Genomic DNA, 25,025 nt, shown 5'->3' with positions numbered 1-25,025 from the left:
GGGTCGTCCGGTAAAGCCACAGCCTAACGACCAACGCGCCGGGAGGCGAGTGAGTGCTCGCTGTGAGATCACCCCGAGGCGGTGTTCAGCATCCCGATCAGCACGGCCGTCCACCAGCCCGCCTGCGACACCACGGCGCTCCACACGCACCACAGCCGCATCCGGCCGGGAAGCATCGAGAACCGCACGCGGGCAGGAAGCCGCCGCAGTTCGGCGGTGAGCCGGGTCATCGCGACCCCGTTCATGGCCGCCACGAGCACCGCGAGCATCTTGAGATCCGTGAGCGGATTCGTGAGGTCGGGCTGCAGGAAGGCGCCCGAGAAGAGCAGGCCCGCGATGCCCAGCCACGCCAGCGCGCTGACGGTGCGCTCGACGCGGCGCAGGTCTTCGAGCTGGGTGCGGCGCAGCATCCAGAGCAGTCCGCTCATCTCCAGCAGCACCGCGGAGCCGAGCCCCACGATCACCGACGCCAGGTGGACGAACAGGGCCGGCCGATGCACCCAGTCGTGCGGGACGACCTGCGAGCCGACCCACAGCGACAGGGTCAGCGAGAGGAGCACCGCCCAGTAGCCGAGCGCGCGCCGATGGCGCGCCGCGCGGCGATTCTCGGTGAGCGTGACGGACACGGTGCCTTTCGGGGGTGGGCTCGGCGCAGGGAAACGCGCGACCGCCCCCAATCGCATCGGTGAAGAATCCCCGAAGCGAGATTATCGGATGCCGCACCCCTCGCGGCCCGCGGCCGCGAGCCGATGGCCGTCAGGCCTCGGCGACGACCCGGGGCGGCGCCTTCACGAAGACGAGCAGCACGAAGCCGACCGCCAGCACCAGCGCGATCGCGAGGATGCCGTACAGCGTCTGATTGGCCGCGGCGGCGATGAACACGCCCCACAGCAGCGCCGCCATCCAGCTCGCGGCGCGCCCGGTGGTGGCGTACAGGCCGAAGATCTCGCCCTCACGGCCGGCCGGAGTGACCCGCGCCAGGAACGACCGCGACGCGGCCTGCGCCGGACCGACGAGCGCGGCGAGCACGATCCCGGCGACCCAGAACAGCGCCCGCCCTGCGCCGGCACCCACGAAGACGGCGAGGCAGCACGCGATGATGCCGCCGATCGCGGTGAGGATGACCGGCTTGGGGCCGAAGCGGTCGTCGAGTCGGCCGACGAAGATCGTCGAGACGCCGGCGACGAGGTTCAGCACGATGCCGAAGATCACGAGGTCGGTGAACCCGAACCCGAAGACGCGCGCCGCGATCACCGAGCCGAACGTGAACACGGCGGCCAGGCCGTCGCGATACACCGCCGAGGCCAGCAGGAACCAGAACGTCGGGCGGCTCTCGCGCCACAGGCGGATGACCGAGCGGACGAGCTCGACGTAGCCCTCGAAGAAGTTGACCTTCTTGGTGTCGGCGCTCGGCGGCGGCTCGGGCACGCTCCGGAAGATCGGGATCGAGAACAGGATCGTCCACACCGTGGCCCCGGCGGCGATGAACTGGAACGTGGTGCCCTGCGTGCCGTCCAGGACGCCCCCGAGGATGAGGCCGACCACGATCGCGAGCGCGACGATGCCGCCCAGGTACCCGAAGCCCCACCCGAGCCCCGACACGCGGCCGACGGTCCTCGGCGTCGACACCGAGACCAGCAGCGCGTTGTAGTTGGCGCCGGCGATCTCGCCCACCACGCTGCCGAACGCGATCATCGCCACGCCGAACCAGAAGAGGTCGGCGGTGCCGCCCACGAAGGCCATGCCGAGCTGACACAGGATGAGCAGGCCGGTGAAGATGCCGAGCATGAGCTTGCGGTGCCCGGTCGCGTCGGCGCGCTGGCCGAGCACGGGCGCGAGCAGGGCGATCAGGATGCCGGCGGCCATGATGCCCCAGCCGAGGTTCGCGTCCAGCGCGCCGAGCGCATGGCAGTATTCGGTCACGGCGTTCGCGCCGGTGTCGCAGTCGATCTTCTCGCCGTCGACGACGCCCGATGCCGCGACCGCGGGATCGAGGAAGAAGGGCGACACCAAGAAGCTCGGCACCCACACGAACGTCAGCAGCACCGTGTTGAAGGGCTGGGTCGCCCAATCCCACAGCGCCCACGCGAACACGCGGCGGCGGGGGACCGGCGCGTCCGACAGGGCGCCGGTGTCCATCGCCGCGGTCGACAGGGGCGGCAGGGACGACGACGGGGCGTCGGCCGCGGCGGATGCGTCCGACTCGGGGGAGCTCATGTCGCTCACGGTATGGCCCTTCGGTGAACGGCGGGTGCCGCCGCAGCGCGCCACGTCGGCGTGGCGCCTGGCCAGGCTACTGGAGCCGGCGCGCGCGTGGGTCGCGGCATCCTCTCTCCGTCGGTTCGCGGCATGATGAAGATCGACTGTCGGAGGATGGCCGCTCAGCGGCGCTCGAACATCGAGGAACGGGACGCGTTGTGGTGATGAGGGAACATGCGCATCGCGCGGCGGCAGGTGTGCTGCTCGCGGTCGTCGCTGCCGGGGTCGCAGGCTGCGCGGCCGCTCCGATGTCGGCGGCCGACGGGACCCGGCACTACGAGGCCGTGATGGCGGACCTGACGGACGAACTCGTCGCCGAATACCCCGCGGTCCTCTGGGAGACGGAATCAGAGAGCACGCACGCCGCCGCGGATGCGGGAGAGTGCCGGCTCTACCTGCCGACACGCAGCACCACGTCCGACGAGATCGTCGAGGGCACCCCGGAAGAGCTCTGGGAAGCCGTCAACCGCGTACTCGGCCAGCACGAATTCGACGACATCGTGGGGCTCGACGAGGACACCCCGGGCGGCTGGGAGGTCGCTTCCGCACGGGACGCCCGTGGCGCCGAGCTCCGGATCAGCGCGAAGCCCGGCTTTCCCGTCTCGCTGGATCTGACAGCTCCGGTCGAGACGGACGCGTGCCGATGACGAGAGAGGAACATCACATGACTTCCCGCAAACAACGCCCGGTGATCGCGGTGATCGGGGGAGTGCTGTTCTGGCTGGCCGCCGCCGCCACCTTCCTGTTCGGCATCGCCGCCGTCTGGCTGCTGGTCAACGGCCAGCAGCCGGCCTGGATCATCTTCGCCGTGACCGTTCCGCTCGGCGCCCTCGCGGTCTGGCTGATCAAGATCAGCCGGGTGCCGTTCGGCGACGCTCTGAACGTCGGCTTCTGACCGGCACCGCCGGAGGGTCCTAGCCGGCGTCGATGCCCGGCAGCTCCCGGCGCATCGCCAGCTGCAGCAGCACTCCCGCGGCAGTTCCCTGCGTCGGGGTGGCGGTGACGCGGAGCACGTCTTCATCCTCTGAGACCTCGGCGCCCTCGAGGAGCTCGGCGTACGGACGCCCCGATGGCGTCCGGCCGTCCTCGAGTGCGGAGGCGATCGCCTCTGCCTGGGCGCCGTCCGCTCCCAGGACGCACATCACGCTCGTCGTCTCGGCATCCCCTCGCGCTCCGACCGCGTACGACACCCCGGTGTCGTTCACCGAGATCAGCGCTGCCGCGACGTCGCCGAGGCAGTCGGCCAGCGCGACGACCCGGGGCTCTTCGCCGAGCATCACCGGATCGTCCGCACCCCATGTCCGCAGGTCCACGTCCGGACCGGAGAAGATCACCGAGTCGCCGTCGGGACGCACGAACGTCGCGGCGGAGGCGAGCGATGCGGCATGCGAGCCCGTACTGACGAGGACGCCGCTGTCATCGGTGCTCTCCCACCCTGCTCGGGACGCGGCGCTGCTGACGCTGTCCTCGACCTGGCCCCCCGCGATGAGCGCCACCGACTGCGGATACGTCCCGATGGTGACGAAGGCCGCGGCGCCGTCCAGGTCGACGCCGAGTTCCGTCTCGAGTGCCTGTGGAGCGACGTTCCCGAGTCCGACGTACTTCACCGACTCGGACTGCTCAGCGTCCAGTCCTTCCGCCAGCGCGACACTGCTGAACGCGATGAACGATCCCTCGACGGCCTGCGCAGCGGGAACATCCGACAAGAACTCCGTGAGCGCGCTCTCGTCCGCATCCTGCGCGGCACACCCCGTGACCAGCGTCGCAGCGATCAGCACACCGGCCCCGACGATCTTGTGTCTGCCCCGCATACCGCTTTCCTCGTTGATCAAGCCGATCGCCTGGTCCGCCGGTGCGTGGAACGTGCCGGCTCTGTCACTGTATCGAGGTTGCGATCGACGCCGTCCCGGCGGCGATCGCGGGGCGCTCGCCGCCGTGCGAACGCGCGACCTCGCTGCCGTGTGGCGGCATGATGAAGACAGCACCGGTGAAGAGAGGCCCCATGACGACGGCAGCGCCCGTGCGCTCGGAGATGGCGCGATCGCTGCAGCGCGCCCTCTGGATGCTCGCGACGATGGGCGTCGTGCTCACGGTCCTCCTCATCGCGCTGCTGTCGATCCACGAGCCGGGCGGCCTGCCGCTGATCGTGTTGCCGGCCACCTTCGTCATCTATCTGGTGGCGGGCGGTCTGGCCTGGCGGCGTCGGCCGCGCAGCGACATCGGATTCCTGATCGTCATCGCCGGCGTCGCCGTCTACGCGGGCAGTCTCTACAGCACCGAGGTGCCCGCATTGGTGGCGGTCGGCTCGGTGTGCGCGACGCTGATGGTCGCCGCGATCGTGCACCTCCTGCTGGCGTTTCCCACGGGCCGGCTGCCGGATCGGCTCTCGGTGTTCCTCGTCGTTGCGACCTACGTGACGTGCCTCGTGATGCAGGCGCCGCTGTACCTGTTCGACGCGCATGGCCCGTTCCCGCCGTTCGCGTTGGCCGATCTGCCCCGAGCCGCTGAGTTCTTCAGCCTGCTCCAGACCATCGTCGCCACGGCACTCATGGTGTGGGTGGCTTGGGTGTTATGGGGAAGGCTTCGGCGGGCGGATGCCGCTCACCGGCGCGTCCTCGTGCCGCTCTTCTCATACGGCATCTTCACGGTGTTGTTCATGCCGCTCATCGCGATCATCCTGGACCGCGTGCTTCACCTCGACCCCGCGGTCCGCGGGTTCCTCCAGTTCGGCGTGATCGCAGGTCTCCCGATCGCGTTCGCCCTCGGCACGATCCGCGGCCGATTCGCCCGCACAGGCGAACTGGAGGAGCTCGGCGCGTGGCTCGGCGATCGCGGGGAGTCGAGCGAACCGCTCGGGACGGCACTGGAGCGCGCGCTGGGCGATCCGTCGCTGCGACTGTACTTCCGGACCGAAGATCCCACCGGGTTCGTCGACGGCGAGGGGCATCCTGCCGACGATGCGGCGCGGTCCGATCCGCGCCGGGGCTGGCAGCCGGTCGTGCTCGACGGTCGCGAGATCGGCGCGATCGAGTACGACGCGGCAATCGTCTCCAGCGCCGGCCGTGTCCGCGCGGCCGGCAGCGTCGTGGCGATCGAGGTCGAGCGCGAGCGCCTCACCGCCGAGCTGCGTGCCAGTCAGCGCGAGCTGCTGCGATCCCGCGAGCGTCTTGTCGAGGCGGGCGACCGCGAACGCCGACGGGTCGCACGGGACCTTCACGACGGCCTGCAGGTGCAGCTCGTGCTGCTGGCGCTCGAGGCGCAGCAGATCGCCTCGGCGCCTGCCGACGCCGTGCCCGAGCGCGCCACCCGCCTGCGCGTCGACATCGACGCGGCGGCTGCCGACCTGCGCGCGCTCGTGAGCGCGCTCGTGCCGGCTGCGCTCATCGAAAGGGGCCTCGCCGCGGCCGCCGAGGACCTCGCCGACCGCATGCCCATCCCGACCGAGTTCGAGGCCGATCTGCCGGGTGCCGCGCTGGGCGATCTGGTCGAGGCCACCACCTACTTCGTGCTCACCGAGGCGCTCGCCAATGTCGTCAAGCACGCCCGCGCCTCGGTCGCCCGCGTGCGGCTCGCCCGCCGCGACGGGCGGCTGCGGCTGGATGTCGAGGACGACGGCATCGGAGGCGCGTCGATGGACGCCGGCACCGGTCTGCGCGGACTCGCCGACCGCGTCGAGGCGATCGGCGGCAGCATGTCGGTCGTCAGCCTGCTCGGCCACGGCACGCACGTGCGGGCGGAGGTGCCGTGCGCGTAGCGATCGCCGAGGACGAGACGCTCCTCCGCCGCGGCATCGAGCTGGTGCTCCGCGAGGGGGGCCACGACGTGGTCGCCGCCGTCGGCGACGCGGACGAACTGATGGATGCCGTCGCCCGCACCTGTCCGGACCTCGTGGTCACCGACATCCGCATGCCGCCGACGCACACCGTCGAAGGATTGGACGCCGCCCTGCGGATCCGCCGCGACCACGCCGGGACGGCGGTCGTGGTGCTCTCGCAGCACGTGCAGCGTCGCTACGCGCAGGAGCTGCTCGCCGACGGCGCGGGACGCGTCGGGTACCTGCTGAAGCAGCGGATCGCCGACATCGGAACGTTCCTCGACGACCTGGAGCGGGTCGCCGGCGGCGGCACGGCTCTCGACCCGGACGTCGTGGCGGTGATGGTCGGCCGTGCCCGGCACGCCGAAGCGGCGATCAGCGAGCTCACGGCCCGGCAGCAGGAGGTGCTCGCCCTCGTCGCCGAGGGGCGCAGCAACGCCGCCATCGCGGCGAAGCTCTTCCTCACCGAGAAGGCCGTCGTGCAGCATGTGTCTCGCATCTACGACGCGCTCGGCATGCCGCCCGACGCCGACAGCCACCGTCGCGTGCAGGCCGTGGTGCGCTACCTCAACCGCGGCTGAGCGCCGATGGGGACCTAGGTCGCCAATCCCGCCGACGTCGTGCGCTCACGGCACGGCTTCGCTACTGTGCCGGTGGGGACAGCCCATCTGGGGCGGCTGTCGGCGAGCCCGTTCGCGACGTGACTCGCCACGTGGACCTGGGGTACACGCCATCGACGGCGGCGGCTCGATCGGAGCCGCCGCCGTCGTGTCCGTCCGGGGGTCGCGGGCCCGATCCGCCACGGCGGTATGCTCGCGGCAGGCGGGAGGTGCGTCATGCCGGAGGAGCCCCACAACGTCGCCCCGGATCGGTCCGAGCGCCGGCGCCGCGGGCGGTCGGCGCGTGCGCGCGCGCACCTCGAGGAGCTCGACGGCGGCCCCGAGGCGTACGTCATGTACTTCAAGGAGCGCGTGTACGCGACCTTCACGGGGCTCGCGATCGTGCTCGTCGTCGCCGCGAACGACCACGCCGATCCCGAGCACGCGTTCTTCGCCCTCATCCTCGGCGTGCTCGGCATCACCGCGGCAGGCTTCGTCTCGGACGTCATCTCGCACCTCGCGGTGCACCAGACGTTCCCCGTCGGCGGCGACCTGGCCATCCTGCTGCGGGTCGCAGGCGGCGCGATCAGCACGGTCATCACCCCGGGCATCCTGCTGCTGCTCGCGTGGCTCGACGTGATGCCGGTGGATGCCGCGCTCCGCGCGGCCTCGATCGTCTACATCGTGACGCTCGGCGTGATCGGCTGGTTCGCCGTGCGCCGCTCGCGCCTCACCTGGGCCAAGCAGCTCCTCGTGCTGGGCATCCTCATCGCCCTCGGCTTCGCCGTGATCGGCCTGCAGACCCTCGCCCACTCGATCTGATACGGCGTGGCCGACGCGCCCCGCTCGGAGAAATCGCCTCTCTCGGAGCGATCCGGCTCAGGCGTCCGAGCGGGGCGCGATCTCCGAGCCGCGCGCGGCCTGCCACTCGCGCTCGAGCAGCGCGTAGTGGCCGGTGTCGGTCCACTCGCCCTTGAGCCACATGTGCTCGACGAAGTGGCCCTCGTGACGCATCCCGAGCCGCTCGCACATGCGCACCGACGCCGTGTTGCGGGGGTCCAGCTCGGCTTGCACGCGGTGCAGCCCCAGCTCGTCGAACGCCAGGGCCAGCAGCAGGCGCGCGGCCTCCGTGGCGTAGCCGTGACCTTGCGCGTGCGGTGCGAGGATCCAGCCGATCTCGGCGGTGCGGTCCTCGACGCTGTGCAGTTCGAAGTACATCGTGCCGATGAACCGCCCGGTCTCGGACCGGATCGCCGGCTGCAGGTAGTCGCCCTTGGCGGCCAGGCGGGTGGCCGCGGCATCCCGTTCCAGGATCTCGGCCACCTGCTCGCGCGACCGCGTCTCGTACAGCAGGTAGCGGCAGACGTCGGGGTCGCCCTGCAGCGCGGCGAGGTCGTCGAGGTCGTCGGGGCGCAGCAGGTCGAGCGTGACGCGCTCGCCGACGAGCGGATGGAACTCCCAGTCGAGCGTCATGCCTCCATCCTGTCGGCGGATGCCGCGTCGCGCGGGGGATTGTGCATGAACTCGAGGCGGATGCCGCTCGCGTCCTCGACGAACGACGCGTAGTAGCGGTCGTTGAAGCGCGGGTAGGTCTTAGGGTCGCGCACGGCCGTCCACCCGGCGTCCATCGCGATCGCGTGCAGCCGGTCGACGTCGGCGCGCGAGCCGACGGCGAACGCGAGGTGCTGCCAGCCCACGCGGCCGTGCCGGTGCGGACCGGTCCCCGCTTCGCGGGCGGGGAACAGGATGAGCTCCGTCTCGCCCTCGGTGTGCCACGAGACGCTGCCGTCCGCGTCGAAGCGCGTGAAGCCGAGGGCCTGCATGATCGGGTCGTACTGCGCGATCCCGCGCTCCAGGTCATCGACGGTGATGCCCAGATGGTCGAAGACAGCCATCGGCCCAGCCTGGCACAGCGGCAACTTGAGTCGGTTCGTATCAACTTTGACTTGACGGATGCCGCACACCGGGTTTATCGTTGAGTCATCGCGACTCAACCCTTCGGCGAACGCGGGGCAGGGGTCGTGAGCAGACTTCCGATCAACACCGGGTGGCGGCATCCGTCGTCGCCCAGAAGAAGGAGAGAACAACATGGCACGTGCTGTGGGAATCGACCTGGGTACGACCAACTCGGTCGTGAGCGTCCTCGAGGGCGGCGAGCCCAAGGTCATCGCGAACGCCGAGGGCTTCCGCACGACCCCGTCGGTCGTCGCGTTCACCAAGGACGGCGAGGTGCTCGTCGGCGAGACCGCCAAGCGCCAGGCCGTCACGAACGTCGACCGCACCGTCTCGTCGGTCAAGCGCCACATGGGCACCGACTGGAGCTTCGACGTCGACGGCAAGAAGTGGACGCCGCAGGAGATCTCGGCCCGCATCCTCCAGAAGCTCAAGCGCGACGCGGAGGAGTACCTCGGCGACACCGTCACCGACGCCGTCATCACCGTCCCGGCGTACTTCAACGACGCCGAGCGTCAGGCCACCAAGGAGGCCGGCGAGATCGCGGGCCTGAACGTCCTGCGCATCATCAACGAGCCCACCGCCGCGGCGCTCGCCTACGGCCTGGACCGCGGCAAGGAGGACGAGCTCATCCTCGTCTTCGACCTCGGTGGCGGAACGTTCGACGTCTCGCTGCTCGAAGTGGGCAAGGACGACGACTTCTCGACCATCCAGGTGCGCGCCACCGCCGGTGACAACCGCCTCGGCGGCGACGACTGGGACCAGCGCCTGGTCGACTACCTGATCAAGCAGTTCAAGGACACCACCGGCGTCGACGTCTCGGGTGACAAGATCGCCCTGCAGCGCCTCAAGGAGGCCGCCGAGCAGGCGAAGAAGGAGCTGTCCTCGTCGACCTCGACGAGCGTCAACCTCCCCTACCTGTCGCTCACCGACTCGGGTCCCGTGTCGCTCAGCGAGACGATCACGCGCGCGAAGTTCGAGGACCTCACCAAGGACCTCCTCGACCGCACCAAGAAGCCCTTCGAGGACGTCATCCGCGAGGCCGGCATCAAGGTCGGCGACATCGACCACGTCGTCCTCGTCGGCGGCTCGACCCGCATGCCCGCGGTCGCCGAGCTCGTCAAGCGCGAGACCGGCAAGGACGCCAACAAGGGCGTCAACCCGGACGAGGTCGTCGCCGTCGGCGCCGCCCTGCAGGCCGGTGTGCTGAAGGGCGAGCGCAAGGACGTCCTGCTCATCGACGTGACCCCCCTGAGCCTCGGCATCGAGACCAAGGGCGGCATCATGACGAAGCTCATCGAGCGCAACACCGCCATCCCGACCAAGCGCAGCGAGACCTTCACCACCGCCGACGACAACCAGCCGTCGGTCGCGATCCAGGTCTTCCAGGGCGAGCGCGAGTTCACGCGCGACAACAAGCCGCTGGGCACGTTCGAGCTCACCGGCATCGCGCCGGCCCCGCGCGGCATCCCGCAGGTCGAGGTCACGTTCGACATCGACGCCAACGGCATCGTGCACGTGTCCGCCAAGGACAAGGGCACCGGCAAGGAGCAGTCGATGACCATCACGGGCGGCTCGTCGCTCGCGAAGGACGACATCGAGCGCATGGTGCGCGAGGCCGAGGAGCACGCCGCCGACGACAAGAAGCGCCGCGAGGCCGCCGAGGTGCGCAACCAGGCCGAGACGCTCGCGTACTCGATCGAGAAGCTCATCAAGGAGAACGACGACAAGCTCCCCGCGGACGTCAAGTCCGAGGTGCAGGGCGACGTCGACGCGCTCAAGACCGCGCTCGCCGGTGACGACGACGACGCCGTGAAGTCGGCGTTCGAGAAGCTCAACCAGAGCCAGGGCAAGCTCGGCGAGGCGATCTACGCGTCGAACCAGGCTTCGCAGTCGGCTCCGGATGCCGGTCCCGACGCGTCGGGCGACGGTCAGGGTTCGTCGAACCCCGACGAGGACGTCGTCGACGCCGAGGTCATCGACGAGGACGAGACGAAGTAACCATGGCCAAGGACTTCGAGAACGAGGTCCCCGGCGGCGAGGACCCGGAGGCGAACGCCTCCGGGTCCGACCCGCAGGAGGGGGCCGAAGCCGATGAGCTCACGGTGGACGACATCCTGGGCGCCGAGCAGAACGCCGACGCCGCTGCGGAGGACGCGGTGCTCGCCGACCTCGAGTCGGCGCTGCTGACCGACCTCAAGCGCCTTCAGGCCGAGTACGCCAACTACCGCCGCCGCACCGAGGAGCAGCGCGAGGTCGAGATCGAGCGCGCTCAGGGCGCGGTCGCCAAGGGCCTGCTGCCGGTGCTCGACGACCTCGACCGTGCCGAGAAGCACGGCGATCTCGAGGCGGGCTCGGCGTTCGCCGCGATCGCCGAGAAGCTGCGCGGCGTGGCCGAGCGCATCGGTCTGACGACCTACGGCGAGGCCGGCGAGGCGTTCGACCCGCAGCAGCACGAGGCGATCTTCCAGGTGCCGACCCCGGGGGCGACCGAGCAGACGATCATCGAGGTCGTCGAGATCGGGTACCGCCTGGGTTCGGTGGAGCTGCGTCCGGCGAAGGTCGTCGTCGCCGTTCCCGCCGAGTAAGCCCGAGGAGGATCCATGGCCAGTCAGGACTGGTTCGACAAGGACTTCTACTCGGTGCTGGGCGTGTCGAAGGACGTCAGCGATGCGGACCTGAAGAAGACGTACCGCAAGCTCGCGCGCAAGTATCACCCGGACTCCAATCAGGGTGATGCCGCCGCCGAGGCCAAGTTCAAAGAGATCAGCGAGGCGTACTCGGTGCTCTCCGACACCGAGCAGCGGCAGGAGTACGACCAGATCCGGGCCATGGGCTCCGGGGCGCGCTTCACGGCCGGCGGCCAGGGCGGCGCCGGGGGCTTCGAGGACGTCTTCTCGATGTTCAACCAGGGCCGCGGCGGCCGTCAGCAGGCGCAGGACTTCGACGACATCTTCGCCATGTTCAATCAGCAGCAGGGCGGCGGCTTCGGCACGGGACGCTTCGGTCAGTCGACCGGCGGGTTCCGCGGCTACGGCGGTCCCACCCGGGGCGCCGACGTCACGGCTCGCACGACGATCGACTTCGTCACCGCGACGAAGGGCGAGACGATCACGCTGCAGGGCGAGGACGGCAAGCCGTTCAAGGTGAAGATCCCGGCCGGTGTGGCCGACGGTCAGAAGATCCGGCTGCGCGGCCGTGGGCGCCCGTCGCCCGACGGCGGCGAGTCCGGCGACATCGTCGTGCAGATCACGGTGCGCCCGCACCCGGTCTTCACGCGCGACGGGCTCAATCTGCGCGTCACCGTCCCGGTGACCTTCACCGAGGCGGCGCTGGGCGCCACCATCGAGGTGCCGACGCTCGGCGGCGATCCCGTCAAGCTGCGGGTCGCGCCGGGCACCCCGTCCGGTCGCGTGCTGCGCGTCAAGGGGAGGGGCGTCGAGACGGCCAAGGGCACCGGCGACCTGCTCGCCGAGGTGCAGGTGGCCGTCCCCTCGCACCTCGACGACGCCGCGCGCGAGGCGCTCGAGCGGTTCCAGAGCCTGGAGCCGAAAGAGAACCCGCGTGCCGAGATGATGTCGAAGGCGCGGGGCTGACATGCTTGCTGAGAACAGGAGATCTGGCGAGCACAGGATGAATCCACGCGAAACGTCCTGTCTCCGCCAGATCTCCTGTTCTCGCGCGTGACCCGAACGGGAGGAGGTGAGGCAGATGGCTGAAGAACGAGAGATCGACGCCGACGCGCCCATCTTCGCGATCGCCGTCGCCGCCGAGCTGTCGGGCATGCACCCGCAGACGCTCCGCCAGTACGATCGGCTGGGGCTGGTGGTGCCGGCCCGCACCCAGGGCGGCTCCCGCCGCTACTCGCTGCGCCACGTGGAGCAGCTGCGCGAGGTCGCCCGCATGTCGTCGGACGGCATCGGCCTGCCGGCCATCACGCGCATCCTCGAGCTCGAGGCGCGCGTGCACGAGCTGCACGGCCGCGTCCGCGATCTCGAAGACCGCGTGCGCGCCGAGCTCGAGAAGAGGCCGGGGGCGCGCGTGTTCGCCGCCGGCTCGACGGGCTCCGTCGTGACCCTGCGTCACGGCACCCGCGTGCGCCGCGCCACCGAGGTCGTCGTGTGGCGGCCGCGCACCCCGATCGAGGCGCCGGCCGACGCGCCGCAAGACGGCGACTGACGACCGGTCGGCCGGAGGGATGCCGCGGCCCGAGCCGTGCCGTCGGCGCGGTCGATCGTCGTCCCGCGAGGTGAAATCGATTTCGTGATTCCCTCCTCTCGCCGTAGGGTGGCAGCGACGATCGAGGAGGATCATGTCTCTGCCGCGTTCCCGAGCCCGAGCCCGAGCCCGGCGGATCGCCGGGGTCGCGGCATCCACTTCTCTCGCCGTCGGCCTCGCGGCCTGTGCCGCGGGCGGGGCGCCGACGGTCGACCCCGATCCTGACAAGCCGTTCGTCCTGTTAGGGGTGACGGGGCTCACCCAGATCGCCCAGCTGACCGGACCGGATGCGATCAACGACACCGCCACGGCGGCCGTCGCCGGCACCGACCTCGGTTCGATGACGAACATCGGCGACCGCACGTACTTCTTCTTCGGCGACACGTTCGGCGAGCGCGACCCCGACTCGTACGGAGGGCAGGGCGGCATCTGGCGCTCGAACGTCTCGGCGTGGACGACGGACGACGATCCGTCGGACGGCATCACGTTCGGCGGCTGGGCGCCGGTCGACGACCTCGGGTGGGCCGAGGCGCTCGTCGAGGGGGAGCACGACGCCAACGACGGTCAGGGCGAGGTGACCAAGATCCCCACGCACGGGTTCGCGATCGGCGACACGCTGTATGTGTCGTACATGTCGGTCTCGTACTGGGGCGAGCCCGGCGCGTGGGACGCGAACTACGCGGGACTGGCGAAGTCGACCGACCGCGGCGAGACGTGGGAAGCGCTGGATTCGCCGCGCTGGCCGGGCGATTCGAACTTCATCCAGGTGGCTCCCGTGCATGTCGAGGACGACGGTGAGGAGTACGTCTACTTCTGGACGATCCCGTCCGGCCGGTTCGGGGGAGTCGCGCTCATGCGGGTTCCGGCCACCGAGGCGGCCGTCGAGGACCAGAGCGCCTACACGTACTTCGCGGGTGTCGACGACGGCGTGCCGGACTGGTCGGACGACCTCGACGACGCCGAGCTCGTCGTCGACGGGACCATCGGCGAGCTGTCGGTGATGTGGTCGGACTACCTCGACCGCTGGATCATGACGTACTCGGATGCGGGCAGCGCGTACATCCGCGAGGGCGTCACGCCGTGGGGCCCGTGGAACGATCCCGTGCTCCTCGTCCCCGGGTCGGAATACCCTGGGCTGTACTCCCCGTACCTGAACCCGCGCTACGTCGCCGACGGGGGCCGGAAGATCTACTTCACCCTGTCGCTGTGGGGGCCGTACAACGTGTTCTGGTTCTCTGCCGACCTCGAGAAGGCCCCTTGATCCGGCGCAGCGGGACGCGTTGTGAAATCGATACAGAGCGGATGGATGCCGCATCCCGGCCCTCGTTGCCCGGTTTTGGCGTGATCGCCTTCGGTTTCAGGGGCTCTGGACTCCTCCTGGCGCCACCGGTTGCAGCGAATCGGCCGATGCGAGCCATTGCGCATGAAATCGATTTCGTCTACTCTGACCGAGACGAGGTCAGAGGCGATCCGTGCAGGACGACGGGTGCCGCTCGATCAGGTCGACCGGGCTCCCCTGACCGGCCACAGCTCCGACTCACCGAAGAGTCGTGTTCCTGAGGAGGGACGAATGCACAAGAGAAACAGCAGGCTCTTGCTCGCCGTCGCGGCAGCGGCGGCCGCGGGCACCGTGCTCGCGGGTTGCAGCGCCGGCGGCGGCGACGACTCCAGCGCCGACGGCGTAACCACCGTCCAGTTCTGGCACCGCACGTTCACGCCCGTCGAGAACGAGTGGTACGCCGACATCGTGAAGAAGTTCAACGCGTCGCAGGACGAGATCAAGGTCGTCGACACCGAGGTGCCCGCCGACGCGTGGGACCAGAAGATGAAGTCGGCCCAGGCCGCCGGCAAGGCCCCCGACATCTACACGTTCTCGGCCAGCATCACCGACGCCGTCAACGCAGGGCAGCTGCACGAGCTCAACGGACTGGTCCCGGACGACAAGCTCGCCGAGATCATCGATCCCGCACAGCCCATCTCGCAGCTCGACGGCAAGTACTACGCCTACCCGCTGCTGCTCGAGCCGCAGACGGTGCTGTTCTGGAACAAGGACCTTCTGTCGGCCGCAGGCCTCGACCCAGAGACCGGCCCGACCACGTGGGACGAGCTGTTCGACATGTGCGCCGCGATCAAGCCGACCCTGGCAGACGGCCAGTACTGCATCTCGCCCGCGAGCGACGCGGTCACCTTCGCGTGGTCGTCGGTCGGCCAGCAGTACAACTTCGCCGGGCACACCGCGCTGAACGAGGACTGGACCGCGCCCGACATCGACAACGACGGCTATCGCCAGCTGATGGAGAACTACAAGACGCTGTGGGACGAGGGCTACATGCCCCAGCAGGCGCTCGACGTGTACGTCGGAGGCAAGGACTTCGGCGAGGAGAAGGTCGCGTTCAAGGTCTCAGGGTCGTGGATGATGTCCGAGATCGGCTCGGACTACACCGACGTGCTGCCGAAGACGGGGATCGGCCCCTTCCCGAACGCGGCCGACGCCGACGGTCGCGGCGCGAGCACGCTCGGCAACTTCCGCTGGGTGATCGACGCGAAGTCGAAGAACGCGCAGGCAGCTGCCGACTTCCTGACGTGGGCGCTCGCGGGCGACCCCGATCTGCTCGTGCCGTTCTTCGTCGACACGCAGTTCACGAAGGTGCCGGTGCGCACCGACGTGCAGGACGCCGTCTCGGCCGACCCCAAGGCGGCCGACGCGCCGTGGTCGTCCATCGTGATGGATGACATCGTGCCGACGGCCATTCCCGAGCCGACCTACCCCTGGGACGTGTCGCTCGCGGTGGGCACTGCGATGGAATCGGTCATGAAGGGCGCCGCCTCGACGGACGACGCCATCAAGACCGCGGAGGATGCCATCAACACGGTGATCCAGCGCGACGACCTGCCCAGCAAGGCACCCAAGTCCTGACGGACGGAAGGGGTCCGGGGGCCGATCGTATCGGCCCCCGGACCTGTGCCCGGGCCCACAGTGAGGTGAGGAAATGACCGCGACGCAGACCATGATGACCGAGACCGAGACGATGGTGCTGCCCGGCGGCCGCCGCGACAAGCGCCGGCACGACCGTTTCCGGTACCGCGACGGCAGGATCGCGTATCTGCTGATCCTGCCCGCGGTGGTGCTGCTCGGGATCTTCGTGATCTGGCCGGCGGTGTACGCCGGCTACCTGTCCTTCCAGGACTGGAGCTTCTACAAGGACCCGCAGTTCGTCGGCTTCCGCAACTACACGAACGTGCTGAGCGACCCGCTGTTCTGGGAGGCGATCGGGCGCGGCTTCGTGTTCGTCGCCATGACCGTGCCGCCGATGCTCATCCTCGCGTTCTTCTTCTCGAGCCTCGTGGTGAGCGTGTCGCGATGGTTCGCGAGCGTGCTCAAGGTGAGCATCTACATCCCCACGATCATCTCGTCGGTGATCACGTCGATCATCTTCGTGCTCATCTACAACTACTCCGGCGGCATCCTCAACGCGATGCTCGGCGGCTTCGGCATCGATCCGATCGCGTGGATCGGCGACCCGGCGTGGGCGCTCCTGGCGATCGCGATCCCCGCGATCTGGCTGGGCATGGGCCTCACCTCGCTCATCATGGTCGCGGCGATGGTCGACATCCCCGCCGAGTACTACGAGGCGGCCGCCATGGAGGGCGCCAACTGGTGGGAGAAGACCCGCTTCATCACCATCCCGCAGATGAAGAACGTGTTCCTCTACCTGCTCATCACGGGTTTCGTCGCGGCGATCCAGCAGTTCGAGCTGCCCCTCGTGATGACCGGCGGCGGACCGCTGAACGCGACCACGCTGCCGAACCTGTTCATCTTCAACCACTTCCGCAACGACATCAACGTCGGCTATTCGATCGCGGCGGCGCTGCTGCTGTTCGTCGTGCTGGGCACGGTGTCGGCGCTGGTGTTCCGCTTCGTCAACTCCGAGAGGCTGGTGGACTGACGTGACCGCCGTTCAGGATGCCCCCGTCACGACGGCGCTCGTCCCGCGCCGCCGGCACCGCGACACCGCCTGGTGGCTGTACGCCATCGGCAAGACGATCGTCGGGATCGTGTTCGTCGCGGCAGCGCTCTTCCCCCTCGCGTGGATGGTGATCGCCGGCTTCAAGTCGAAGACCGAGGTGATCCAGACCCCGTTCCAGTTCTTCCCCGAGGTGTGGCGCTGGGAGAACTACGCGCAGATCCTGGCCGATCCGACCTTCACCCGCACGATGCTGTGGACGTTCCTCGGCGCGGTGCTGTTCACGCTGCTCGCACTCACGGTCAACTCGCTCGCGGCCTACGCGTTCGCGCGTCTGGACTTCCGGTTCAAGAGGACGCTCTGGGTCATCGTGATCACGACGATGTTCATCCCCGGCATGACCATCCTGCTCACGAGCTTCATCGTGGTGACGAACCTCCAGATGCTCGACACGCTCGCCGTGCTGGTGATCCCGGGCGCCGCGAGCGCGGGGATGATCTTCTTCATCCGGCAGTTCTACCTGAGCATCCCGTCGAGCCTCGAAGAGGCTGCGATGCTCGACGGCTGCGGTCGACTGCGGATCTTCACGAAGCTGTTCCTGCCGCTGTCGAAGCCCCCGTTCGTCGTGATGGGCATCACCGCGTTCCTGGCGTACTGGAACTCGTACGTGTGGCCGATCATGACCATCACGACCCCCGACCAGTTCGTCGTGCAGCAGTACCTGGCGACGTTCCGCTCCGAGCGGAGCACGGAGCTCGGCCTGCTGATCGCCGGGTCCGTGCTCGCCGCAGCGCCGGTCGTGATCCTGTTCCTGATCTTCCAGCGCCAGATCATCGGCAACATCAAGATGGCCGGCCTCAAGTGACGTGATCCAGACCTCCGCGAAAGGCGCGGGAGGACGATACGGAAAGGCGCAATGATGCGACGATTCAGAACGACCACTGCCGCCCTCGCGGCGATCGGCGCGCTCGCCATCGGGGCGATCGTCCCGATGGGAGCCGCGGCGGCGCCGGTCGCGGATGCGGCGGTGCCGGCGGCATCCCCCGATCATTCGCCGGCGGTCGTCGTCGGCAAGATGACCGGACCGAAGTCAACGAGCGCCACCGACACGAGATGGCGGGTCACGGGCACGGACCTCGGCATCATGTGGGACAACGGGCAGGGCGAGATCCTCACGGCGTTCGGCGACACGTTCGGCGACTGGACCGGACCGGGCGGCGGAGGCGGCGACTGGCGCTCGAACGTGCTGCTGCGCAGCAGCGACACCGATCTCACGGACGGAATGGCGTTCGACTCCGCCGTGGAGGACGCGCCCGGTCACGCCGGCGAGCTCATCCCGTCGCTCAAGGTGAACGGCCAGGAGATCACCACGATCCCGACCGCCGGCATCGCGGTCGGCTCGCGGCAGTACCTCGCCTTCATGTCGGTGCGCCAGTGGGGCGCCCCCGGCGCCTGGGACACGAACTACAGCCGCATCGCGTACTCCGACGACAACGGCGAGACGTGGAACTCGACCGACGGGCCGCAGTGGACCAACACCGCCGACGGGCAGGACCCGTTCCAGATGGTCGCGTTCGAGCGCCACGACGGCTGGGTCTACATGTTCGGCACGCCCAACGGGCGTTTCGGCGCCGCGCACGTCGCGCGTGTGCCCGAGGCGCAGCTGCTCGACAAGGCCGCCTACACGTACTGGGACGGCTCGGCGTGGGTCGCCGAGGAGTCGGCCGCCGTCGCCATCCTGCCGCCCAACGTCGCCGAGCTGTCGGTGCAGTACAGCGACTACACCGGCGGGTGGCTCATGACCTACCTCGACGAGAACCTCGACCTCGTGCTGCGCACCGCGCCGTCGCCCGAGGGCCCGTGGAGCGACGGCCAGCGGCTCGCGAGCTTCGCCGACTACCCCGGCCTGTACGGCGGCTACATGCATCCGTGGTCCGACGGCGGTGACCTGTACTTCTCGCTCTCGCAGTGGGAGCCGTACAACACCTACCTCATGCGCGCCGAGATCGACCGCGACGGAACCGTCGTGGGCCCCAACCTCATCGAGGACCCGGGCTTCGAACGCGCCGTCGACGGCTCCATGCCCGCGCCGTGGGCGTGCACCGGCAACTGCGGCATCGACATCAACCACACGTGGGCGTACGGCGGCACCAAGCAGGGCTGGATGCGCTTCAACGCGGGATGGATCGATGTGCATCAGGACGTCGCCGTCGAGCCGAACACCACGTACACGTTCACCGGGTTCGTCGTCACCGGCGGAACTCCCGCCGAGGGCTCGATCGGCGTGCGCGAGCTGGGCGCCGGCGGCGCCACGATCGGCGAGACGACCTTCGAGGCGGTGGGGGCGTACACCCGCTACTCGGTCACCTTCCACAGCGGCGACCGCACGGCCGTGCAGGCCTTCGTCGGCACGCACCTGAACGGCGATCGCTGGGTGCAGATCGACGACCTGTCGCTCGTCAAGGCGAAGGAGCAGCTGCCGGGCCTCACGGTCTCGGTGACCTCTGATCCCGCGGCGGGGAGCGACGTGGTGCGCGACGACGTCGTGACGTACACGGTGCGCGCCTCGACCGACAGCGCGACGGCCGAGGGCGTCTCTCTCGCGGTCGACCTGGCGGGTCTCGTCGACGACGCGACGCTGGATGCGGCATCCCTCCGCTCCTCGCTGGGCACGCCGGTGCTCGACGGATCCACGCTGCGGTGGGCCGGGGCCATCCCGTCGGGCGCGACCCTGGAGCTCACGTTCTCTGCCACCGTTCGTCGTGACGCCTCGCGCACCGACTCGAACCTCGTCGTGACGACGTCGGCGACGGCCGACCGGGCGATCCTCACCTCGTGCGAGGGCTGCGTGACGACGCTCACGGCGGTGCACTACGACCCGCGCAAGCCGCGGCCGGAGTTCCCCGACAAGCCGGGCAAGCCCGACAAGCCGGGTAAGCCGGGCAAGCCGTAAAGCGGATGCGCACGCGCCGCCTCGCGGGAACGGATCCGGCGAGGCGGCGCGTCCGCACGAACGACAGGGAGTCACGCGTGCTGCTGATGGTGACCGGCGCGAGCGGCGCCGGAAAGTCGGCCGTTCTGGCCGAGCTGTCGGGCCGGGACTTCGGGCATGCCGTCGAGTGCGCGGAGTTCGACTCCATCGGCGTGCCCGAGGGCGCCGACACCGCCTGGAGGCATTCCGCCGTCGAGCGCTGGGTCGCTCGGGCGGTGGATCTCCAGTCATCCGGGGCGCACCTGCTGCTGTGCGGTCAGGTGCCGCTCGGCGAGCTGCTGGCCGCCCCTTCGGCCGAGCGGCTGGACGGGCTCGAGGTGTGCCTCCTGCACTGCTCGCCAGAGGTGCGGCGCGACCGCCTGCGCCGTCGCGGCGAGCCGGAGGACGCCCTCATCCACCACGTGCGGTTCGGCGAGTGGTTCCTGCGGCACACGCTGGACCCGTCCCACAGCCCCGAGGTGATCCGCGTCCCGTCACCGACTCCGATGCGCTGGGATCGCTGGGAGGGCTGGACTGCGGACGATCCCCGGTGGGCGGCGCACGTCATCGACACCGATCCGCTCACCGCGACCGAGGCCGCCGAGCAGGTGGCCGCATGGGCGCGCCGGGCTCTTGAGCGTGCGGCCGCGTGAAGGCCCGGGAGAGCGGGGACCGCGCCGAGCGCGTGCTGCTTCCTAGGATGGGCTGATCACCGTATCCGGATGCCGGGCACGGGCGAGCAGGAAGGCGGGCCGATGGCGACCGAGCGGCTGGCAGCGGTCTACGAATCGTTCGACGAGCGGTTCGCCGATGTCGGCGGGGACCACTTCCTCGAGTGCGTGTTCGACGACGGGCGCTGGCTGGAGGGCCCCGCCTACCACCCGGCGCATCGATTCGTGCTGTTCAGCGACATCCCGAACGAGCGCGTCCTTCGTTTCGACGAGCGCACGCGCCGCGTCGACGTCTTCGATGCGGCGTCCGGTTTCGCGAACGGCCGCACCGTCGACGCGCAGGGACGATTCGTCTGGTGCGAGCACGGCGGCCGCCGTGTTGCGCGGCTCGAGCACGACGGCTCGACGAGCGTCGTCGCCGACGCCTACGAAGGGATGCCGCTGAACAGCCCGAACGACGTGGCGGTCCACCGCGACGGCTCGGTCTGGTTCACCGACCCGACCTACGGCATCCTGAGCGATTACGAAGGGGTCGCCGCGACCCCACAGCAGGCGGTGCGCGGCGTGTATCGCGTGGATGCCGGCGGCTCGGTCGCGCTGCGCTTCGGCGGGCTCGACCAGCCGAACGGCATCGCCTTCGACCCCGAGAGCACGTCCGTCTACGTCACCGACAGCGGCACGCCGGCCATCTGGCGCGCCGACGTCCGCGCGGACGGCTCGAGCGGCGACCTGGAGCGGATCGTGGAAGCCGACGTGGTCTACGACGGCATCCGCACCGACGCCCTCGGCAGGCTGTGGGTGGCCGCCGCCGACGGGGTGCGCTGCCACGCCGCCGACGGCACGCTGATCGGCCGCATCCCTCTCCCCGAGACCGTGGCCAACCTCGAGTTCGGCGGACCCCGACGCAACGTCCTGTACATCACGGCCACGACGAGCCTCTACGTGCTGCGCACCACGGTGCGCGGACGCGCGCTCGCCGACGGATGAGACGCGCCCGCGCGCCTCAGTCCTGCGGCGCGCGCGGCGGGGTGGCGCCGATGTCGTCGGCCCCGCTTCGACGTTCGCGCCGCTGCGCCCGCGCTGCTTCCTACGTTCGCGCTGTCGAATTCGGCATCCGCCCCAGAAAGCTTCATGCGCGGATGCCGATTTCGACCGCGCGTAGCTGCTTGCGGCTCAGAGGTGGAGGGATGCCGCCGCCACGACCGCCGCGGATCTAAAAGCGACCCTTCACGCATCTCGTCAAGGCGAGCACCGGTTCGTCATCAAGCCTGATCACTGCGCCAGGCGGCACCGGTTGTCCGTTGACCGATACACCGCGCCCATCGGGCACGAAGCCAGCGCGGACATACATCTGCTGAGCGACGCCGTAGTCAGCGTACAGACCGACGCGGAGACCAACCGTGTCTGACCGGGTCGACGCCCGCAGCTCGGCCTCGGCGAGGAGGCGACGACCTGCGCCGAGACCACGCTGCGCCGGAAGCACGTTGAGGTCGATGATCTCGGGCACTCCTGCGCTCGCGAACGGCGGATAGGACGACGTCCATTCCACCAGGCAGTAGCCGGCCACTTCTGACTCGGCACAGGCGATGAGCACGAGGGCATCACCCGACGCTTGGCGCCGCCGATATTCGTCGAACAGCTCGGATGGTTTCGGCCAGTCGATGAAGGCAGAAGCCAACTGCTGGAAGGCGACGTCGTCGGCGGTCGCCACAAAGATGCGCGGCCTCGGATCCGGGTGGCCGGCAAGGCGGAGATGAAACCGCTCGTAGGTGGGGAACTCTTCCGCCAGCTCGAACCCGAGCGATCTCAGCACGCCGACGCTGGCAAGGTTGCCACGCGTCACGCCTGCGTAGACGTCCGTCGCCCCCAGCGACTGTTTCGCCGCAGCGACCAGGGCGGACAGACCGGCCCTGGTCAGTCCGCGACCCGCGTGCGACTCGTCGATCCAGTACCCGCAGCCATACCGAGGCGGATCGACGGGGGTCAGCCCGACGAGACCGATCAGCTCGCCTCGCCAGTTGAGACCGTAGGTCATCCCGGCAACCTGAACGGACTCCAGCCACGCCGCTGTCTGTTCGACATCTCGCGCGACCTCCTCGGCATAGTCGCCGTATGCCGTCAGATGCCGACGATTGCGCTGCACGAGCGCGTGCAACGCGACGGCGTCGGAGTTTGACAGTGCGTGAAGGCTCAACCCATCGACACCAGGGTCGATGACCGCGGGGAGCACCTCAGTCCTGCGGCGCGCGCGGCGGGGTGGCGCCGATGTCAGGGACCGGGGCGGTGCCTAGGTGGACCTCCATGTCGTCGGCGCTCGGCGACTGGGGGCGCCTGGCCGTCGGGCGGTCGAGGTAGAACATCGCGGTCGAGGCGATGTCGTCGCGCAGCGGCAGATATCGCCAGCCGCTGCGCCACCCGAGCGCCTGGATGTCGACCTTCGGGATGCCGGAGCCGAAGAAGATCGGGTCCAGCAGGTGCCAGCGGTACATGCCGAAACGCTGCTGGCTGACATACAGGCCGTCGGGGCGGATCACCTGCGGCATGCCGAGGTAGGGCGTGGAGAACTCCGTGTAGCCCTTGCCGGGGATGTCGAAGTTCCACGCGCCGCCGAAGTAGTCCTCGGTTCCGGTGCCGCAGATCGTCGGGTAGTCGGTGTCGTCGTCGAGGTAGAACTTGATCTCGCCCTCGCCCCACCACCCGTTCGAGTTGACGCCCCAGGCGAGGTACGTGCCGACGTACTGTCCGCGCCCCTCGATGCCTTCGAGGATGGTGTGCGGCACGAGCTCCTCGAGCGGGTTCGAGCGGCGCCACTGGGCGTGGAAGTAGCCCTCGTTCGAGTAGTCGCCGCCGACTTCGTAGGTCACCTGGTAGTAGACGCGCACGTCGACCACCGACGTGTTCTCGATCGTGAGGCGCGCCCCGGTGCGGAACGGCATCGGCCAGTACGAGTTGAACCCGCCGTGGGGGTTCGCGGCGATCGCCTGCGAGTTGACCTGGGCGAAGACGCCCCAGCCGTTGCAGAAGAAGTCGCCGTAGGGCACCTCGACGGCGGGCTCGTCCGCGCCGTCCCAGTAGGCGCGGAGGATGAGGGTGCGCCAGTTGTCGGTGTGCGTCGTGATCCAGATGTGCGTGATCCTGCCGCCGCCCTGGATGTTCGCGAGGTCGAAGGTCTCGCCGGCCTTGATGTCGACGCTCGGCGAGATCTTCCAGCCGGGGCCGAGATCGCGGGCGCATGAGGCGCCGGTGCCCTCGGTGGCGCGGCCGCCGCCGCCGACGGCGCCGTCGAAGTTCTCGGGCGAGATGGAGCGCGTCTGCAGCGACCGCAGCGAGGCGATCGACGACAGATCGGGGGAGGGGAGCTGGGGAGCGGTCATCGGGTGGCACGTCCTCGTGTCGGCGCACCGAGGCGGTGCGAGGGTCGATCAGATGTCGATATTTTGGAATCGATTTCAACACTGTATTGTTGGCTGACCGGCATGTCAACGCGCGCCGGAGCACGGGGAAGCGGGTGACATGGCCACGATCTACGAGGTCGCGAAGCTCGCCGGCGTGTCGCCGGCGACCGTGTCGCGCGTCTTCAACGGCATGGGGGTGTCGGACGAGAAGACGCTCGCTGTGCGCGAGGCGGCACGGCAGCTGAAGTTCACCCCGAACCGCACGGCGCGCACGCTGCGCCGCCAGGCATCCGAGGTCATCGCCCTCGTGATCCCCGATATCGAGAACCCCTACTTCACCGAGATGGCGCGCGGCGTCGAGGACGTCGCCTCGCAGGCCGGCTACTCGGTCGTGCTGTGCAACACCGACTCGCAGATCGACAAAGAGGCTACCTACCTGCAGATCGCCATCTCGGAGCATATGGCCGGCGTGATCCTCGCCGCCGCCTCCGACCACACGAACCTCGACGAGCTCATGGCGACCGGTCGCCCCGTGGTCGCGGTCGACCGCGGAACCGGATACGACATCGACGGCGTCGTGATGGCGAACCGCACGGCGGGCCAGGCCGCGACCGAGAATCTCGTGCAGGCGGGCTACCGCCGCATCGCCTGCATCACCGGACCCCAGCACATCGAGACCGCGTACGAGCGCGCGCAGGGCTGGCGCGCCGTGCTGGCGCGCCACTTCCCGGACGGCGACCCCGACGAGCTGCTGCGGTACTCGACGTTCCGCGTGGACGGCGGCCGCGAGGTGATGGAGGAGCTCCTCGCCCTCCCCGAGCCTCCGGATGCCGTCGTCGCGTGCAACAACATGCTCGGCGTCGGCGCGATCCAGGTGCTGACCGAGCACGGCCTCACGCCACCCAAGCTCGGGGTGGCCGTCGTGGGCTCGCTGCCGTTCACGACGCTCTCGCCGACGGCCGTCACGGTGGTGCGCCTGCCTGCCCGGCACATGGGTGTCACGGCCGCCAAGATGCTGCTGGAGCGCATCAACGGCGACGACCAGCCGGCGCGCACGGTCGTCCTGCGCAACGAGGTCCAGCCGGCGCGCACTCTGCTGCGCGGCTGATCCCGCAACCGCTGTTTCAGCCCGCACGCGGTTTCGTGCGGTTGATCATGAAATCGATTTCGTCTACAGTGG

Annotated in this window: 24 protein-coding genes; 17 read left to right on the top strand and 7 right to left on the bottom strand. The window is 69.4% G+C overall.

What is annotated here, in order from left to right; genetic code table 11:
- Positions 1–68: 68 nt before the first annotated feature.
- Together FB391_RS16280 and FB391_RS16275 are read right to left on the bottom strand one after the other, a co-directional pair.
- On the bottom strand, positions 69–626 hold the full coding sequence (locus FB391_RS16280; protein ID WP_141896133.1) for a hypothetical protein: 558 nt from the start codon (positions 624–626) through the stop codon (positions 69–71).
- Between the two features lie 130 nt (positions 627–756).
- A complete protein-coding gene (locus tag FB391_RS16275) occupies positions 757–2,217 on the bottom strand; it encodes an MFS transporter (protein WP_141896131.1) in 1,461 nt (486 codons plus the stop codon).
- Positions 2,218–2,423: 206 nt separating this feature from the next.
- Here FB391_RS16275 and FB391_RS16270 point away from each other — a divergent pair, with 206 nt between their 5' ends.
- Entirely contained in the window at positions 2,424–2,906 is a 483-nt protein-coding gene (locus FB391_RS16270; RefSeq protein ID WP_141896129.1) for a hypothetical protein, read from the top strand.
- 17 nt (positions 2,907–2,923) lie between these two features.
- On the top strand, positions 2,924–3,154 hold the full coding sequence (locus FB391_RS16265; RefSeq protein ID WP_141896127.1) for a hypothetical protein: 231 nt from the start codon (positions 2,924–2,926) through the stop codon (positions 3,152–3,154).
- Between the two features lie 19 nt (positions 3,155–3,173).
- On the opposite strand, the gene FB391_RS16260 is transcribed toward FB391_RS16265, so the two are convergent.
- Positions 3,174–4,070 (bottom strand): hypothetical protein, encoded by an 897-nt coding sequence (locus FB391_RS16260; protein ID WP_141896125.1) that lies wholly within the window; start codon positions 4,068–4,070, stop codon positions 3,174–3,176.
- Between the two features lie 191 nt (positions 4,071–4,261).
- Here FB391_RS16260 and FB391_RS16255 point away from each other — a divergent pair, with 191 nt between their 5' ends.
- From FB391_RS16255 to FB391_RS16245, 3 genes are all read left to right on the top strand, one after another.
- On the top strand, positions 4,262–6,013 hold the full coding sequence (locus tag FB391_RS16255) for a sensor histidine kinase (RefSeq protein WP_141896123.1): 1,752 nt from the start codon (positions 4,262–4,264) through the stop codon (positions 6,011–6,013).
- On the top strand, positions 6,004–6,654 hold the full coding sequence (locus tag FB391_RS16250) for a response regulator transcription factor (RefSeq protein ID WP_141896121.1): 651 nt from the start codon (positions 6,004–6,006) through the stop codon (positions 6,652–6,654). Before FB391_RS16255 ends, FB391_RS16250 begins: the two co-directional genes overlap by 10 nt.
- Before the next feature lie 255 nt (positions 6,655–6,909).
- A complete protein-coding gene (locus FB391_RS16245; protein WP_221886318.1) occupies positions 6,910–7,494 on the top strand; it encodes a hypothetical protein in 585 nt (194 codons plus the stop codon).
- Between the two features lie 57 nt (positions 7,495–7,551).
- On the opposite strand, the gene FB391_RS16240 is transcribed toward FB391_RS16245, so the two are convergent.
- Positions 7,552–8,145 (bottom strand): GNAT family N-acetyltransferase, encoded by a 594-nt coding sequence (locus FB391_RS16240; protein WP_141896119.1) that lies wholly within the window; start codon positions 8,143–8,145, stop codon positions 7,552–7,554.
- On the bottom strand, positions 8,142–8,567 hold the full coding sequence (locus tag FB391_RS16235; protein ID WP_141896118.1) for a VOC family protein: 426 nt from the start codon (positions 8,565–8,567) through the stop codon (positions 8,142–8,144). Before FB391_RS16235 ends, FB391_RS16240 begins: the two co-directional genes overlap by 4 nt.
- A 193-nt stretch (positions 8,568–8,760) precedes the next feature.
- Here FB391_RS16235 and dnaK point away from each other — a divergent pair, with 193 nt between their 5' ends.
- The 11 genes from dnaK (at position 8,761) to FB391_RS16180 (ending at position 21,437) form a co-directional block, all read left to right on the top strand.
- A complete protein-coding gene (dnaK, locus tag FB391_RS16230) occupies positions 8,761–10,626 on the top strand; it encodes a molecular chaperone DnaK (protein WP_141896116.1) in 1,866 nt (621 codons plus the stop codon).
- A 2-nt stretch (positions 10,627–10,628) separates the two neighbouring features.
- On the top strand, positions 10,629–11,213 hold the full coding sequence (locus tag FB391_RS16225) for a nucleotide exchange factor GrpE (RefSeq protein WP_141896114.1): 585 nt from the start codon (positions 10,629–10,631) through the stop codon (positions 11,211–11,213).
- Positions 11,214–11,228: 15 nt separating this feature from the next.
- Positions 11,229–12,221: a DnaJ C-terminal domain-containing protein gene (locus FB391_RS16220; protein ID WP_141896112.1), complete on the top strand. Its 993-nt coding sequence runs from the start codon at positions 11,229–11,231 to the stop codon at positions 12,219–12,221.
- 115 nt (positions 12,222–12,336) lie between these two features.
- The gene (locus tag FB391_RS16215) at positions 12,337–12,804 is read left to right on the top strand and encodes a heat shock protein transcriptional repressor HspR (protein ID WP_141896110.1); all 468 of its coding nucleotides are present in this window, start codon (positions 12,337–12,339) and stop codon (positions 12,802–12,804) included.
- 133 nt (positions 12,805–12,937) lie between these two features.
- Positions 12,938–14,104: a glycoside hydrolase family 183 protein gene (locus tag FB391_RS16210; RefSeq protein ID WP_141896109.1), complete on the top strand. Its 1,167-nt coding sequence runs from the start codon at positions 12,938–12,940 to the stop codon at positions 14,102–14,104.
- A gap of 309 nt (positions 14,105–14,413) precedes the next feature.
- Positions 14,414–15,760, top strand: a complete 1,347-nt coding sequence (locus FB391_RS16205) for an ABC transporter substrate-binding protein (RefSeq protein ID WP_246093572.1) — start codon at positions 14,414–14,416, stop codon at positions 15,758–15,760.
- A 73-nt stretch (positions 15,761–15,833) separates the two neighbouring features.
- Entirely contained in the window at positions 15,834–16,790 is a 957-nt protein-coding gene (locus FB391_RS16200; RefSeq protein ID WP_246093571.1) for a carbohydrate ABC transporter permease, read from the top strand.
- A gap of 1 nt (position 16,791) precedes the next feature.
- On the top strand, positions 16,792–17,673 hold the full coding sequence (locus tag FB391_RS16195) for a carbohydrate ABC transporter permease (protein WP_141896107.1): 882 nt from the start codon (positions 16,792–16,794) through the stop codon (positions 17,671–17,673).
- A 54-nt stretch (positions 17,674–17,727) separates the two neighbouring features.
- Positions 17,728–19,761, top strand: coding sequence for a DUF4185 domain-containing protein (locus FB391_RS16190; protein WP_246093570.1), 2,034 nt, complete (start codon positions 17,728–17,730; stop codon positions 19,759–19,761).
- Positions 19,762–19,847: 86 nt separating this feature from the next.
- Positions 19,848–20,432 (top strand): AAA family ATPase, encoded by a 585-nt coding sequence (locus FB391_RS16185; protein WP_342778214.1) that lies wholly within the window; start codon positions 19,848–19,850, stop codon positions 20,430–20,432.
- A 69-nt stretch (positions 20,433–20,501) separates the two neighbouring features.
- A complete protein-coding gene (locus FB391_RS16180) occupies positions 20,502–21,437 on the top strand; it encodes an SMP-30/gluconolactonase/LRE family protein (protein WP_221886317.1) in 936 nt (311 codons plus the stop codon).
- A 226-nt stretch (positions 21,438–21,663) separates the two neighbouring features.
- Here the strand turns inward: FB391_RS16180 and FB391_RS16175 are convergent, their stop codons facing one another.
- Both FB391_RS16175 and FB391_RS16170 read right to left on the bottom strand, forming a co-directional pair.
- Positions 21,664–22,680 (bottom strand): GNAT family N-acetyltransferase, encoded by a 1,017-nt coding sequence (locus FB391_RS16175; protein ID WP_141896101.1) that lies wholly within the window; start codon positions 22,678–22,680, stop codon positions 21,664–21,666.
- A 1-nt stretch (position 22,681) separates the two neighbouring features.
- Positions 22,682–23,824 carry a glycoside hydrolase family 172 protein gene (locus tag FB391_RS16170; RefSeq protein WP_141896099.1) on the bottom strand — a complete coding sequence of 381 codons (1,143 nt, stop codon included), beginning with the start codon at positions 23,822–23,824 and terminating at the stop codon, positions 22,682–22,684.
- A 139-nt stretch (positions 23,825–23,963) separates the two neighbouring features.
- Here FB391_RS16170 and FB391_RS16165 point away from each other — a divergent pair, with 139 nt between their 5' ends.
- Positions 23,964–24,953 (top strand): LacI family DNA-binding transcriptional regulator, encoded by a 990-nt coding sequence (locus FB391_RS16165; RefSeq protein ID WP_141896097.1) that lies wholly within the window; start codon positions 23,964–23,966, stop codon positions 24,951–24,953.
- Positions 24,954–25,025: the final 72 nt, after the last annotated feature.

Origin of the sequence: Microbacterium kyungheense (genome assembly GCF_006783905.1) — a bacterium.
GTDB classification, from domain to species: Bacteria; Actinomycetota; Actinomycetes; order Actinomycetales; family Microbacteriaceae; genus Microbacterium; species Microbacterium kyungheense.
This window is presented reverse-complemented; position numbering and strand designations above follow the sequence as displayed.